Raw genomic sequence first — 15,152 nt, 5'->3', positions numbered from 1 at the left:
AAATGCAGCCATGTAGCCTGGGAGTAGCCCCAAAGGGGCGTATCCCAGGTTTTCAACACCATCATATTTTCAATGTTCATTTAATACTCCATTTTTTACCAAGGTATATATCCCTGTCGAATAAGTACCGTGATGTGTAAAATCTCTGCAAAAATAAACCCTATTGTTTATTACGTTGAATTTCTGTGAATGGAATTTTATAAGGGTTTATTAGGCCAGGAAGTAAAATGAAAACCTGGGATACGGCCCTTTGGGCCTACTCCCAGGCTACGTTTGCTGATTGATAAAACGTAGCCAGTGTAGCCTGGGAGTAGCCCCAAAGGGGCGTATCCCAGGTTTTCAACTACGTTTGCTGATTGATAAAACGTAGAATATGGTGAAAACAGATTTTATGACTTTGGTGGTAATCCATCTTGTAATACGATTTGGTCTAATACAGGCTGCGCATGTTATAAGTCTAGTAATGCTCAAATTTGCAGATTTATAATGAGGGAAGAGTGTCTGTAGTGTGATTTCATGAAATTTCAGAGGATTTGGGAACCACCACGTAACTGCTGAATTACATGGTGGCCAGAGGCGGAATCGAACCACCGACACGAGGATTTTCAATCCTCTGCTCTACCGACTGAGCTATCTGGCCCCAATGGGTTGCTATTAAACTCCGAGAAGCGTTTGGAGTCAAGTATTGATTACATTTTTTTTGAAAATAATTTTTTTTGATAGGCTACAGAGATCTGTGCGCCTAATAATGCATTGCTCTTAATTAGCTCAATATTGGCCTGTAAACTCTTGCCGGCAGTTAATTCGGCAATACGTTTTAATAAGAATGGGGTGACTGCCTGTCCTTTAATGTGTTTTGCTTCCTGATGCGCTTGCTGAATAAAGGGTATCATCTCTTCGTCAGAGATTTCAGCCTCTACAGGAATGGGATTGGCAATTACTATGCCGTTATTCATATTTAAATGACGTTGAAACATCATCAGTTGAGCTACTTCCTTGGCGCTGTCCAATCGATGCAGTACGGGGATGCCACTGGATCGGCTGTAAAAGGCAGGGAATTCATCGGTACCAAACCCGATAACGGCTACTCCATGCGTTTCAAGTACTTCAAGCGTCTTGGGCAGATCAAGAATGGATTTAGCCCCAGAACAGATTACGGTGACAGGAGTAGTGGACAACTCAATAAGATCAGCTGAGATATCAAAGCTGTTTCCTGCTTCCTGATGAACGCCTCCTATGCCTCCGGTAACAAATAATGGCAGTCGTGCCAAATGGGCGCAGAACATGGTAGCGGCAACAGTTGTACTTGCTGTTATTTTTTTACTGAGAACGTAGGCAATATCTCGGCGAGACGCTTTCATTACTTCTGTAGACTCTGCCAGATGTTCCATTATTTTTTTAGTCAGGCCAATATGAATTTTACCTTGGTAGAGTGCAATAGTTGCTGGAATTGCGCCATGATTACGAATAATATCCTCAACTTCATAAGCCGTATTTAAATTTTCTGGATGAGGCATACCATGAGAGATAATAGTAGATTCAAGAGCAACCACAGGTTTATGATGTTCTATGGCTTCTAAAACTTCCTCATTAATTTCTAATAAATCATGAAACATAATTGGATCCTTTATTCTTTTGCAACATAGCCTGAAGGCTTTTCCGAACCTTCACCAAAAAAATACTTTTGCATTTCTTCTTTTAAAAACTCACGGGATTTGGCTTCACTCAGATTTAAACGATATTCATTGATTAACATGGTTTGATGTGAGAGCCACATATTCCATGCTTGTTTTGACACTTCATTAAAAATGCGCTCGCCCAGAGCTCCGGGGAAGGGGGGCTTTTGCAATCCCTCAGCTTCCTGTTGTAATTTACAACAAAAAATTATTCTACTCATTTTGTGCCTCTTTAATTCATCAGGAAAGCACATTATGCGTGAATCTCTCATCTACTCCAAGTACTATCCTTTAGCTACGTATACTGAAATCAATCGCACTGATTTTTTACTTGCGCCTGCAGAATATGTTGGGAGAGCAATTGTTCCTGTTCAGTAGTTAATTGGGTAAAAGAAACTGCCGTGCGGTAGCTTGCCTCATTTTGAAACTGACTATAAACCACCACCGCGTCGACTATAATCGGAACCATTTTGGGTTTAGTGTAGATCACGATTTTTAAATGGGTTTTTTCCTTAATCAGTTCCGTTGTTTTAAAGGCCATACCACCTAAACTGATGTTCACTTTTCTCATTTGCAATGTTCCGGACATCAGGATGTGACGGGATAAATAATCGATTTTCGCATTTAACAGATTCAGATAATGTGCCATGGCTGGTTCTTTTACCGCTAATGCCTGCGTTAATTCAGCCAGCTCATAATCAATATTTTGAAAATATTGAGTTGCTTCCATATATTTTTGCCCGTTTTCGCCGAGTAGCTGATTGGATATCGATAAATCAGAACAAAATTCACCGGGTGAAATAATACGATAATCAAAATAGATGTGATCATCGATGCGAAAATGTTGGCGTCTTTCATGTACTGGCATAATTGCTCCATCAAGTCCATGTTATGTTACAGTGTTCTCAATGTACCTAATCAGGAAATTCGAACAGTAATCTCATCTCTTACCCCATCATCCATCCCATGAACTGTTTGTGTCACAGACGCAGAGGTGAGAGGTTGTGCAGTTAACACTTCGTGCTCAACCCTTAAGTCATCCTCAAGAGCAGCTAAGGGATCTACATGTAATAATCCATCATCAGCAGGCTCATGCAATCCTAATTGAATCAGTAAGGGTACAGGTGGCAATTGCACATGGTTTATGACTCGTTGCGCATCTAATGATAAGGCCTGGCTCTCTCTTACTGCATCAGCATGATTTGTTGCCAAGGCTTCTTTCTGGATACACGCAGTAAGGAATCCGGTAAACTGGACATCAGTAAGTTTGTTGTGTGCTATAGCTTCTCTGACTACCGCATTAAACTCGGATACTCTGTCCAACTTTAATGCTGCTGCGAACGCTTCATTAATATTAGCGGGAACTAATACCGGGTTCATGATTTTTTGAAGCTGTTGTTGCGCATCAAAATAGAATTTTTTTAACACGTGCATGCCCAATCCTTTGTCTTTAGCTGTCCTGACAAATTCTTTTAAATCGGCTTCGGTCTTTATTAAAGAGGCAATTTTATCTGCAGGGCCTCGTTCTGCATCATTCATTTCAGCTTTATAAGTCGTAATCGTATTGATAATTCGAGTTCGGTGCCCTTTACCATAAGCTTCCTTGATCAGAGCTAAATCTGCATTGGCCAGATAATCTGCATCAGGAGCCAGAATCCCGTTATGTTCCGGATGCAACATTCCTTCTCGAAGTGCATTAAGATGCGCTTTACTTATGGTGAGTACTTTTGGAGAAACAATGGTTAATGAATCACCACCACCATGTCGTTTAATGAATTGAATCATGTCTGGAGCAACTTTAGAGTTAAAATGGATTTGTACGCTGCCATTACCCAAATCATTAATTGTTTCTACATTATTAGCCTGGCGTGTCGTCCATGGATTTTTATAGGGCCGACCATCGTCGCTGAATAAAACAGGATTATGAATCAGTTTTTCTAATATCAGGGCCTGTCGGACTTCATCAGAACTCACAACGCCTGTTGTTTTGGGTAACACCTCATCTATTTGTTTAATACGACTTTCTATTTTGGTTCTAATAGTGATGGCATCATTCTCAAGAATTTCTACATCCTTTAATTCATCAATCAGTTTATCTCGTGTTATTTTATCCAGTACACCTCTTAATTGTCCTTTCAATACCTCAGCTCGATTGTGGTGCTGCCAGGCTACATGATTGGCATATTGGATTATTTTTCCGCCTAATTCTTTAAGTTGCATGATGCTTGCATATTTGGTAACCATTGAAGAATCTTCAATAAGTGTTCTGTTTCGACCTTGTCCGTGGCGGGTATGTTTCATAAAGAATTGATCGGGTTGCAGGCTTAAACGGGAATCAAGAATGAATTTATCGCTGTCCATAATTACCTGATCAAAAATGAACAAGCTTCTGCTGTCTCTAAGCGCTTTATTCTGGCAATATCCTCCTACAGCATCGGTATCGCTGCACAGATAGAACAGCGCCAATGAATTGCCAAAATCGTTAACAAATCGATCCGCCTGCATTCCATCCCCTACGGGTTTAATCGTAGAGTAATGAGTGTATGTTTGACCACTGATACCCAATCCGGCAGTGAACGTTTTTCCAGAGGAGAACTCACTGAGTAAACGTATATTATCAAAAGGCACGAACATGGCTGGATGTCCATTATGTGCAATAGTCGTGGAAGAGGCCGTGTCCAATCCCATGAGTCTGGAAATATTAAGAGCCATTGCTTCACGCTGAACTTCTTTAATCTCGCCATGTTTGGGGAGTTTTATAATGGCTTCGGTACTTAATTTGAATTGTGCTCTATCGGTATTATAGTTATCGACAGTTAAATCATCCCTCGCATTGATATGACCTAACTGTGTTTTTACATTGGCCAGTGATATCAGGGAAATTTTTTCTGTAACTCCGCCAGCTGCTTCTGCAAGGGTGCAGTAGGTTGATGTTGCCCCATTGTCCAGTGGTATGTTGATTCGTTCTAATTGATTGATTTTATTCAAATCCAGCAGTATGTTCAGTCTTTTTTGCAGAATGGCTTTTTGTGGATTTGTGTCGGCCATCGGTTTTATTTGCTCGTTTAGAGCCTTGATTCGTAAATTGACCTCGGCACTATCTGCCGCGTTAAATACCGTCGCAGCCGGAAAGGTTTGAGTCAAAGCATACAGTTTCGCTCTGCTGTTTTGGATTCCGTCATTTAATTCTGCATCGGGCGCTAAAGGTGTACTGCTAGCGCGGGCATAGTAATTATCTTTGGGTAATGCGCTGATGTCTCTGGCATTTCGCCAGTATTGTAAGCCAAATGCCGCGCTTCGTTCCTTTGTATTGGTAAGCGTTGGTGGTGAACCGGGAGTTAAAACAGTAGAATAATTTAAAATATCAGTGAATTTTTTCCATTGATTGGCATCACCTTCCAGAGTAGCAAAATCGAATAAACCATGATTATTGAGAACGATAAAATCAAGTAATCCATTTAGTGCCGCATAAGGCGCAAGCGCATCGTCATTAAGGTTTAAATCATCTGGTCGTACGCTTTTTTCCTTAATGTAGCGCTTGATAATTCGATTTTTTTGTTCGGCGTCCACTGGCTATATCCTTATAGTATCAACTAGACTTATCTATAACTATAGACAGTGATTTACTCGATTGGTAAGAAATTAACGCAAATTTTTATTCTGGAGATGCAATGAAAGAAAAATCAACAACACAAGGAAAGGTCGTTTCTTTCTTGACCAATAATCATTTTGATAAGGCGATAAAAATACTAGAGCAATGGAATGATGGACAATTAGCAGATTTTCTTTTCAGTCATACTCAATTGCATCCCAAGCTTAAAGAACCTCAATATAATCAGTTTTGGGAGAGACGCAGAACCAATTTGCGTTTGCCTGGCAATCCTGAGTTTCGTTTTATGGCACAACCCGGTATTCATGACTCAGATTTTGTAATGGGTTATTTATTGTATTTATTGCAGCTCAAATCAAAAACTACCCAATCTCCAGATGGGGTTAGTTTTATTGGAGTGAATGCAACAGACTATTTATCATTTCATAGCATTCGTACTTATTTACATCAGATATTCATTAATCTCCGAAACGCTTCAGAGGCTGATCTGATAAAAATTGCCGAGTTTTTATTTAATCTTGAATCGTTCGCAAAAAAACATCAATGCCCAGGGTATTTGTTGATGGCAAATGGTTATATGCAACTGGCTTTATGTTATCAAAATTTGAGGATGGAGGAACAATGCCGAGCGGGATACATCTTGTGCTGGAAATTTTTACATTTGGCTTCGTTGACGGAAAGTGACTCGGAAGAATCAATTAATAATGCGTATTTTGGTAAAGGAATTGTATTAAGTACTCCCTTTAAGTTGGCCTCAATTGATGAGATGAAGAAATATTGTATACAGGCTGCGGATAGTTATCTGTCTCATGAGGATAGGATTGGAGCTGAAAAAGCAGGGTTATCCATGTATCATCATACGCCTGTTTTGAGGGAGCCAGATGAAGGAATAAGACCTTCGTTTGGAATCTAATGCTCTATAATCGAATATCATTCAATCAAATACTTAAAAAAATCCCCGCATTGCGGGGATTATTCACTTATACTTGAGGAGAGTTGGTTCTTAAAGAGGGTTCATTTACATCAGAAGTAACGGGATCCCAATTGATATCCTCTACTCGTAAACGCTGTGGGCCTTTCGCTTTATGGCGATTGCTGCCGTCTCCTCTTAGAAGAGCTGTCCTGACACTATCCACTTTTTTAAATCTGGAAACTCGTGATTTAGGCTCAGCATCTGCAGCTTTTTTGCTTCTATGGAAAATACCCAGATCTTTTATGAAAGAAAAGGACATTCCTTTTTTACCGTTTTCAGAAGGTCTAATAACAACCGTATCTGATGGCAGTTCTTTTTTAGTCTTTTTGGTGGATTTAACAGAAGACGATGAGAGCGAATCTTTAGCTAACAGAGGTGCATTGATCTCTTCATCTGATTTTATTTTCATAGTACCTGAGGGTAACGAATCGGATAGAGGAAGCGAATTATCGGTTTCATCCTTTTTAATCACCATGGTTCCTGAGGGCAGGGAATCTGTTGGTACTGTCTCTTGATCTGATTTATCCGTTTTAATTACCATGGTGCCTGAGGGTAATGAATCTGATTCTTCAGACGATTTTTTATTAAGAGATCTTGATAATTTTCTTAAAGAAGAACGGCTCTTCTGCTCTTCTTCAGAATCATTACAAGAGGAGCTTGAATGTTCTGATTCTTCAGCATCTTGAGGCAGGATTTCATTGACATGTGAATAGAGAAACTCTTTAAATCGAGCGGATTGTAGTGTTCCTAAATGATCCAGTTCGTTTGGAGGGAGGAATTCTAAAAGAGGGAAGTGCATTTGAAATTCTTCCCCTTTAAGATCTTGTTTGATTTTTACCGCGGCAATATCCACATTTGAGGACCTTTCCACATTGTATAAACCAAAAGATAACCAATATAATGCTTTACTATACCAAGGCGCTTTATCCCAGTCCTGTTTATATAATGCTGCCTCAAGTGATTGGGAACATTGTTTAAAATAAGTATGGCTGTATTCTCTATAGCATTTAACCGCAAGTTTTTCGGCCAATCGGGTTAAACGAGTTTCTTTGGGATCACTTTCTGATATTTTTTTAAATACTTCATTGGCGCGAAGTAAAAAATCCTTGTGATAAGTACTTGGCGTGAACAGATTCATGAATGAACTGACAATGCCCTGCCAAAAACCGTTATTCTTTTTCTCATTCAGCAGAGTGTTGATTTCATCGATATCATCTTGTATGCCCAGTTGTGCAGAAGGAAACTCACTTTCCACTTTGTTATAGAAATTTTCCGGGTTCATATTGCGATATTTTACCAGGGATTTAAATTGATCGATCGTCATGCGTTTCTGAGGGTCAGTACGCGTTAATTCTTGCACCAGAAAGGATAAATTAATGATCGGGTTTGGTGGTGAGACAAAATAGGATGCAGCACTTTGATCCCTATTTCTGAAATCATCAGGTAATTTATCCAATTGAGTCAACAACAGGAATTCTTTTAATATCATTCCCACTTGAAAAGCCATAAAACGAGGCATATCCAGTACAGTAGTGTCCGCCTTTTCATTGAAATCGATACCAAAAACGTCAAAATCAAGGCAATCATTGTATTCGTCGGGTGCAAAATTCGGACTACTGCGTACGGTATTGACCAAAGGATGCGCATTTTCAATCAATGTCTTTCTGTCGCTGATTAATAAGCGGTTGTTATGAGCAAGAAAATTGGACAGTTTAATGTCTGGGTGATAGGCCTTGGCATCGATTAACAAGGAGCAAAAGTGGGTTACTTGATCAAAATAATAGCCAGCTATCGCTGCGATTTTTGTGGCGGGTTGGTTATGTAATTTTTTGGCTACTTCAGTCAAGTCGCCCTGATTGGCAAATTGACTTAAAACTACAGGCCTGTATTCAATGGGTGATAACTTATTTTTGACCATTTTTCTGAAGAGTACATAATCTTCGATAAAATATATGGATACTGGATGAGAATGAAGCCGTTGTTCCAGGCTCAGATCGGAACGATCTTCGACACGAAATATCATCATCTCATCCCAGCCACTCATTTTAAATCTGAAATTTGCATTATTACCACCTGCACCAAGTGGTTCTGTTTTATAGGTCACTCTGAATGGAACCGGTTCTGAAAAATTAGTATTTCCTTTAACGGCTTGAATTTTGGATTCTACCATTTCTGAGATTATCACTTGTTTTTGTACTTTTGTTTTGATTTTATGGTCGGTAAGAGCGAGTTGGGCGAGTTTAAGAGATAGGGCCATATACTCATCACCTGACTCTTCAAAAGTTTTATTAAGCAAAATGTCATCACGATTTTGCATTAATGCGTATTCACTGTTTGGGGGATACTCTTTTTCTTTGTCGTTCACTACTTCATCAACCGATTCTTTTTTTGAATATAAGGCAACAGCCTGTTCTTTGTCGATCACCACTTCATCAACCGGTTCTTTTTTTGAATATAAGGCAACAGCCTGCGCAAATTGGATGCCTTTTAAAAAGAACGATGCGTGAGGATTTATGTGATATGCCTTAAGATGATCTAGAAAACTGTTTTGTTCAGAATTAGTCATCCATTCGTATAATTCTGCATTCGGTGAGAGAGTGTTTGATAAATAATTAATTTTTTGTAAATAAAAGAGTCGTTGAATGTGTTCTTGTTCAGGAATTTTATTATAGTCATCAACTAACTGAACTAATGAGGGAAAGGATTTTGGGGCGGCTAACATCGGCATATCTGACTCCGGATAAAAAATTAGAGCAAAAATTAAATCAATAAGGTGTGTTGACAATCCCGATTTCGACGTCCCGCGACTTGTTCGCGGGATCCAGTTTTATCTTGATAAATACACTATGTCCGTAAATGGTATTGGATCTCTGGATCCCGCGAACAAGTCGCGGGACGTTGAGAATCTTTTGATGAATTGTCAACGCACCGTAAGATTTAGAATAAAAATTTGAACAAAAATAGCACATTATGATCACTTGAGCAAGCTTATTTTATAGGCAACAAGAAATATTTTGTCACGAATAGTTTTATTTTTTACTTTGCGATTGTTGTCTCTTAAAGAATTTTCAACGAGAACAGTTGCTGTAAAATTTAATAGTTATTACTCTGGAGACTATCTTCAAAGGGGTGATTTATGCTTTAATACCCTACAATTATTAATATCAATTGAAGGGTTTGTTATGACTTTTGTAGTTACAGAAAGTTGTATTAAGTGTAAGTATACTGATTGCGTCGAAGTATGTCCGGTTGATTGTTTTTATGAAGGACCTAATTTTTTGGTGATTCATCCGGAAGAATGTATTGACTGCGCGCTTTGTGAACCTGAATGCCCGGTTAATGCCATCGTCTCTGAGGATGATTTGACTGATGAACAACAGCAGTTTAAAGAGTTGAATGCTGAGCTGTCCAAAACCTGGCCTAATATTACTGCCAAGAAAGATGGGCCCGCAGATGCAAAAGATTGGGAAGATGTTAAGGATAAACTTCAATATTTGCAGAAAGAGTGGAAGAAATAACATCACTCGCTGAATCCTGTCGGCGAATTCTTAGCGAGAAAGGGCGGCTTTCTACAGCAATTCCTGGATTTGTTGCCCGAGCACCTCAATCAGATTTGGCCGTAGCTATTGCTCAGGCAATCGCAAAACAATCGATTCTGGTCGCAGAAGCTGGAACTGGAACAGGTAAAACGTTCGCATACCTTTTACCGTGTTTATTAAGTGGAAAAAAGGCACTTATATCGACCGCGACCAAAACCTTACAAGATCAACTGTATCAAAAAGATTTGCCTACTCTGGTAAGAGCATTGGGATTATCCGCTCGTATTCAAAATTTAAAAGGTCGTGCTAATTACATTTGCCAGCATCGAGTTCAGTTGCATGCGGAAGAAGGACAATTTCAAAGCCCGCAATGCGCGCATGAAGTGCTTCATATTAGAGACAAGCTTTCTCAAATGAGCGATGGGGAGCGATCAGAATTACCCGAGATTAATGAAGATTCACCAGTCTGGAATTATGTCACGTCTACTACAGATAATTGTCTTGGCGCCGAATGTCCTAATCATGAAACCTGTTTTTTAGTAAAAGCTCGTAAACGAGCAATGGATGCCGACATTGTTGTCATTAACCATCACTTATTTTTCGCGGATTCACGTTTGAAACAGGATGGCTTTGGCGAATTATTACCTGGTGTTGATGTTATTGTTTTTGATGAAGCGCACCAACTGGCTGAAATAGCAACTCATTTTAATGGTGAACGAATTGGTACACGTCAATTCTCCGATTTAGTTGATGATATTATAGGCGAATGGCCTGTTTTGGATTTGGCGAATCAACCTTTGAAAGCCATACGCAACAGGTCGGATAAAGTGTTGGATGAGCTGTTGAATTCTATCCCATTTCGCGAAGACAGGGTGAGCTGGGATGAAATACAACGTAACAAGACCTTCAGGCAAGCCTGGGATAGTTGGCTGGCAATAAAAGATGAACTGTTGACCTGTCTGAATGACGAGCATGTCGCAGAGGTTCCTGGTCTTGCACGATGCAAGGAGCGTTTGCTCGAATTGGAGAAAGTCCTGCTTTCTTTTTCTCAGTCCGCACAGGATAAAATACGCTGGCTTGAACGCTTTAAACAAACCCTGGTTTTCCATGCTACTCCATTTGATATTGCGGAAACCTTTAGTAATCTGCTTCGGCATCATCAATGTACGTATGTATTTACTTCAGCGACTTTAACCATGGCATCTTCGTTTGACTGTTTCTGTAAGCCTCTTGGCTTGAGTAATGCTCAAACTTTATTATTACCCAGCCCTTTTAATTTTCAGGAACAGGCATTACTTTACTTGCCCAGAGGCTTACCTGATCCAAAAGATTCCGGATACTATCAATCTTTACTTGAACGTGCTCTGCCTGTAATAAAAGCCTGTGGTGGTCGATGTTTCTTCTTGTTTACAAGCCATAAAGCATTAAAATTAGTTGCCCAAATGCTGAGCAATACCTTAGACTATCCTCTTTTGATTCAAGGTTCAGAGGCAAAGCCCATTTTACTGGAGCGATTCCGACAATTAGGTAATGCGGTATTATTAGGAACGGCAACGTTTTGGGAGGGGGTTGATGTCAAGGGAGAAGCGCTTTCCTGCGTTATTATTGATAAATTACCCTTTGCGAGTCCCGTTGATCCGGTAACTCGTGGACGAATGGCTTATTTAAAAGACAGAGGCTTATCCGGGTTTGATGAACTGTCTCTTCCGAATGCTGTAATCGCTCTAAAACAGGGAGTCGGTCGCTTGATTCGAGACATCACGGATAAAGGGGTTCTGATGATTGCTGATCCGAGACTCACCTCGCGAGAATATGGCCGTAATATATTGGCCAGTTTACCTCAAATACCGCGGACACGTGATGAACGCAGAGTTTTAAATTTTATTGAAGAGTTGGCACTGGATTATGAAACTGTTAGCGATTGATACCTCCACTGAATTAGCCAGCGTGGCGGTTTTATCAGGCGAAGAGATAACGTGTGAAGAGCAGGGTAGTCAGAGAACTCATGCTCAGTTATTATTGCCCATGATAAACCGCCAATTGGTTCAGGCCGGTTTGCAAATGAACCAATTGGATGGAATAATTTTCGGTTGTGGTCCTGGAAGTTTTACTGGTTTGCGCATAGCCTGTAGCATTGCCAAAGGATTAGCTTATGCCCATGATTTGGATTTAATGCCGGTCAGTAGTCTGGCTGCAATTGCCTGGGCTGCCCGAGAACATAGTGATTGCGTCAGTTCACCCATATTAGCTGTGCTGGATGCGCGCATGCGTGAAATGTATTGGGGATTTTATCCCGCAGATCAATGGGTGTCAGAAGAACGGGTAAATCCGGCACAGGAGATTTCATTACCCGTAAATCAACCAGTAGTATTGGCTGGAGTTGGCATCGAGTTGTACTGGAATGATTTTTCAGATTTAATAAAATCTCAAATCAGCAGCCGTTTGAACGTGTTTCCAAATGCTGCTGCCATGATAAAATTAGTGCAACATACTGGTTTTAACCCGGTCCCAGCTGCACAAGCTCAGCCTGTATATGTGCGAAATCAGGTAACTCAAGGAGATTCGCGTGGATAAAAAATTATTGGAATTGTTGGTTTGTCCTTTATGTAAGGGCAAATTAATCGTAAAAAAACAGGAACTTATTTGTAGGTTCGATCGTTTGGCATTTCCGGTGCGTGATGACATACCGGTTATGTTGGAGGATGAAGCACGGATTATTTCATTGGAAGAAAAAGACAAATTATGAGCACTCATTTTCATGTGATTATACCTGCACGATATCAATCAACCCGATTCCCCGGGAAATTACTTCAGGAATTAAATGGTTTAACGGTTCTTGAGCGAGTGTACCGGCAGGTTCTTCTGACACAGGCAGAATCGATTATAATCGCTACGGATGATGAGTCCATTGCCGATCATGCCCGAGGATTTGGGGCGCAAGTGGTCATGACCTTGCCTTCTCATCAAACCGGAACTGACCGAATTGCGGAAGTTGTGGCAAAGGGTAATTATGCGGCTGATGATATTATTGTCAATGTACAGGGGGATGAGCCGTTTATTTCTCCTTTACTCATTCAACAAGTAGCGGGAGGTTTAACTCATACCGATGCCCCTATGTCGACTTTGTGTTGGCCAATAACCAGTATGGACATGCTAAAAAATCCTAATGTTGTAAAAGTAGTACGTAATCGAGATAACCATGCGCTTTATTTTTCCAGAAGCATCATACCAGCAAGCAGAGAGGATAATCTGTCCTTTGAACACACGTTTCGCCATATAGGTTTGTATGCTTATCGAGCCGCATTTTTACTGGATTTTGTTACTTGGCCAGTTTGTGATCTGGAGCGATTGGAGGCTTTGGAGCAATTACGTGTTTTGTGGGCGGGTTATTCCATCAAGGTAGAGCAAGCCTGTGTTGAGCCTTTACAGGATATTAATACAAAAGAAGATTTAATTATTGCTCGGAACATTTTAGCAGTACTTTCTGAAGAGTAATGCATTATCAATACCTATGAAATCTCAGCTTCTGGAATACCAGAAGTTGTCAATTATTCGCATTGCTTTAGATGGTGTTATGCGCTTGCGCTATAAGCAGTGTTGTGTCGTGCAGATAGGGTGGTTTTATCTTGTTAGCGTAATTTATCGAAAACAGTCAAGTCCTCTCTTAATCATTCAGAAATTCATTATATGAAATTTTAATAATCGGTATTAATAATTTACATGTACTTTTAATAATTAGTTAATCAAGCCAACGTATCATTTGAACTATAGGGTATAAAAATACCGTAAGTTTTAACACGATTGATTGAGTTTGAGGTGATTATTATGTTTACAGTAGAAAATAGCGCTCAAGGTAATTGCATGTATGAAGCGTATAGCATTTCATTGATGTATTTTTTACGTTCAAAAAATAATCCCCAAATTACAGAGGCTGTATTCAATAAATTTGGTCTCACAGATGCTGAGAAAAATAAATTAATTCCTCTGATCACTGAAAATCGGGATCAAAAACTCTCCGAGAAAAGCATTAGGAAAATTATTGAGCCGGTTCTTGCTACTAAAGCAAGGGCATTAGGGGCTCGGCAAACACGAGAAGATTTCATTAACCGTCCTCGTACAACTGGTTTGTTTGCATCCGCAAAATATGGCTTGGAATTCTATTTTCGAATAAGTCTTCGCGCTCATCCTGAATCTCAATTTTTGTCTAGTGATTTTACGGATGCGGATTATACAGATGCTGAAATATACAAAGTAGCCAATATAAAAACCAGAATGCTGCAATTTGCAAGAGATAAAAGCGAGGAAGTCCATGCAAAATTTGAATCCGAGTGGGCTAAAATAAAAGCCACTACCAAACCAAAGGATGTTGAGTTCCGAAAAGAAATGATTTTAGATCAAATTATGGCTGAAAAAACTATAGAATTTTTTACATCTAATAATTATCTTAACTTAGACGCTTACATTGATCGCCTTGCTACCAATTATGTCTGGGGTACTGAAGAAACGCTGTTGACCATTAATAGGGCCGTGCAAGGAGAACATTTTGTACGTAACGACCGAGATGAAGTAGACACTTACTACGATACAGTAATTAATTTGCAGATTCGTGTTAATGGGGCAAGTCCTACTTATGAATACACTGAACAACCCGATCTGATTCTGAATAACAGCGTAAATGTTCATTGGAACTCATTAATACCTGAATATATCTTTGATCCCGTGCATCAAGTACAAATCAATGCTGATGAGCAGAAAGCACGTGAACTTCAGGACCTATACAATGCGGAAAAGAAACGAATTCAGGCTGAGATAACTGCGCTGCAACAAAATGCTTTAGATCGTAAAATCGCTGAGGAAATTGAAGCTGATGACTTGGCTGTTGCCGATATGATTAAACTCATGTTTGAAAAAGATCAGCAACTTGCTGAACAACTGCAAGTTGAAGAAATCGTGGCTAAAGAAGAACTCGATTTAGCGACTCAACAGGATGCAGCTTTAGCTCAGCAAATTTTTGATGAAGAGCAGCAGATTAGTGCTCAACAGGATCTAACGACTGAACAGGATGCAGCTTTAGCTCAACAAATTTTTGACAAAGAACAGCAGAGTAGTGTTCAACTGGATCTAGCGACTCAAAAGGATGCAGTTTTAGCTCAGCAAATTTTTGATGAAGAGCAGCAGAATAGTTATCAAATGGATCCAGTGATTCAACAGGATGCGGATTTAGCTCAGCTAATTTCCGATGAAGAGCAGCGGAATAGTGAGCAAATGGATCCAGTGATTCAACAGGATGTGGATTTAGATCAGCGAATTTCTGATGAAGAGCAGCAGAATAGCGATCAATTGGCTCCAGTGAC

11 protein-coding genes, 1 tRNA gene and 1 pseudogene are annotated in these 15,152 nt (G+C 39.8%); 7 read left to right on the top strand and 6 right to left on the bottom strand.

Annotation, left to right across the window (positions count from 1 at the left end; all coding sequences use genetic code 11):
• Positions 1-564: 564 nt before the first annotated feature.
• The 5 genes from Lqua_RS15215 to Lqua_RS15195 form a co-directional block, all read right to left on the bottom strand.
• Positions 565-640: transfer RNA gene (locus Lqua_RS15215), tRNA-Phe, on the bottom strand.
• 49 nt (positions 641-689) lie between these two features.
• Positions 690-1,616, bottom strand: a complete 927-nt coding sequence (locus Lqua_RS15210) for a pseudouridine-5'-phosphate glycosidase (protein WP_058475140.1) — start codon at positions 1,614-1,616, stop codon at positions 690-692.
• A gap of 11 nt (positions 1,617-1,627) precedes the next feature.
• The gene (locus Lqua_RS15205) at positions 1,628-1,897 is read right to left on the bottom strand and encodes an oxidative damage protection protein (protein ID WP_058475139.1); all 270 of its coding nucleotides are present in this window, start codon (positions 1,895-1,897) and stop codon (positions 1,628-1,630) included.
• Positions 1,898-1,986: 89 nt separating this feature from the next.
• On the bottom strand, positions 1,987-2,544 hold the full coding sequence (locus Lqua_RS15200) for a PilZ domain-containing protein (protein ID WP_058475138.1): 558 nt from the start codon (positions 2,542-2,544) through the stop codon (positions 1,987-1,989).
• A gap of 50 nt (positions 2,545-2,594) precedes the next feature.
• The gene (locus Lqua_RS15195) at positions 2,595-5,246 is read right to left on the bottom strand and encodes a hypothetical protein (protein WP_058475137.1); all 2,652 of its coding nucleotides are present in this window, start codon (positions 5,244-5,246) and stop codon (positions 2,595-2,597) included.
• A 101-nt stretch (positions 5,247-5,347) separates the two neighbouring features.
• Between Lqua_RS15195 and Lqua_RS15190 the strand changes: the two genes are divergently transcribed.
• Complete coding sequence (locus Lqua_RS15190) at positions 5,348-6,199, top strand: DUF5630 domain-containing protein (RefSeq protein ID WP_058475136.1); 852 nt, start codon at positions 5,348-5,350, stop codon at positions 6,197-6,199.
• 67 nt (positions 6,200-6,266) lie between these two features.
• On the opposite strand, the gene Lqua_RS15185 is transcribed toward Lqua_RS15190, so the two are convergent.
• Positions 6,267-8,987 (bottom strand): hypothetical protein, encoded by a 2,721-nt coding sequence (locus Lqua_RS15185; protein ID WP_058475135.1) that lies wholly within the window; start codon positions 8,985-8,987, stop codon positions 6,267-6,269.
• 454 nt (positions 8,988-9,441) lie between these two features.
• On the opposite strand from Lqua_RS15185, the gene fdxA reads away from it, so the two are divergent.
• The 6 genes and pseudogenes from fdxA to Lqua_RS15155 all read left to right on the top strand — a co-directional run.
• Positions 9,442-9,777: a ferredoxin FdxA gene (gene fdxA, locus Lqua_RS15180; RefSeq protein WP_058475225.1), complete on the top strand. Its 336-nt coding sequence runs from the start codon at positions 9,442-9,444 to the stop codon at positions 9,775-9,777.
• Positions 9,765-11,723 (top strand): DNA repair helicase YoaA, encoded by a 1,959-nt coding sequence (locus Lqua_RS15175; RefSeq protein WP_058475134.1) that lies wholly within the window; start codon positions 9,765-9,767, stop codon positions 11,721-11,723. Before fdxA ends, Lqua_RS15175 begins: the two co-directional genes overlap by 13 nt.
• Positions 11,704-12,372: a tRNA (adenosine(37)-N6)-threonylcarbamoyltransferase complex dimerization subunit type 1 TsaB gene (gene tsaB / locus Lqua_RS15170; RefSeq protein ID WP_058475133.1), complete on the top strand. Its 669-nt coding sequence runs from the start codon at positions 11,704-11,706 to the stop codon at positions 12,370-12,372. The genes Lqua_RS15175 and tsaB overlap by 20 nt, the downstream gene beginning before the upstream one ends.
• Positions 12,365-12,544, top strand: coding sequence for a Trm112 family protein (locus Lqua_RS15165; protein WP_058475132.1), 180 nt, complete (start codon positions 12,365-12,367; stop codon positions 12,542-12,544). The genes tsaB and Lqua_RS15165 overlap by 8 nt, the downstream gene beginning before the upstream one ends.
• The gene (gene kdsB, locus Lqua_RS15160; RefSeq protein ID WP_058475131.1) at positions 12,541-13,293 is read left to right on the top strand and encodes a 3-deoxy-manno-octulosonate cytidylyltransferase; all 753 of its coding nucleotides are present in this window, start codon (positions 12,541-12,543) and stop codon (positions 13,291-13,293) included. Before Lqua_RS15165 ends, kdsB begins: the two co-directional genes overlap by 4 nt.
• Before the next feature lie 330 nt (positions 13,294-13,623).
• A pseudogene (locus tag Lqua_RS15155) lies at positions 13,624-15,152 on the top strand (hypothetical protein); the annotation flags it as partial.

Origin of the sequence: Legionella quateirensis, assembly GCF_001467955.1 — a bacterium.
GTDB classification, from domain to species: domain Bacteria; phylum Pseudomonadota; class Gammaproteobacteria; order Legionellales; family Legionellaceae; genus Legionella; species Legionella quateirensis.
The sequence above is the reverse complement of the archived record's forward strand: the minus strand, read 5'-3'. Positions and strand labels throughout refer to the sequence as shown.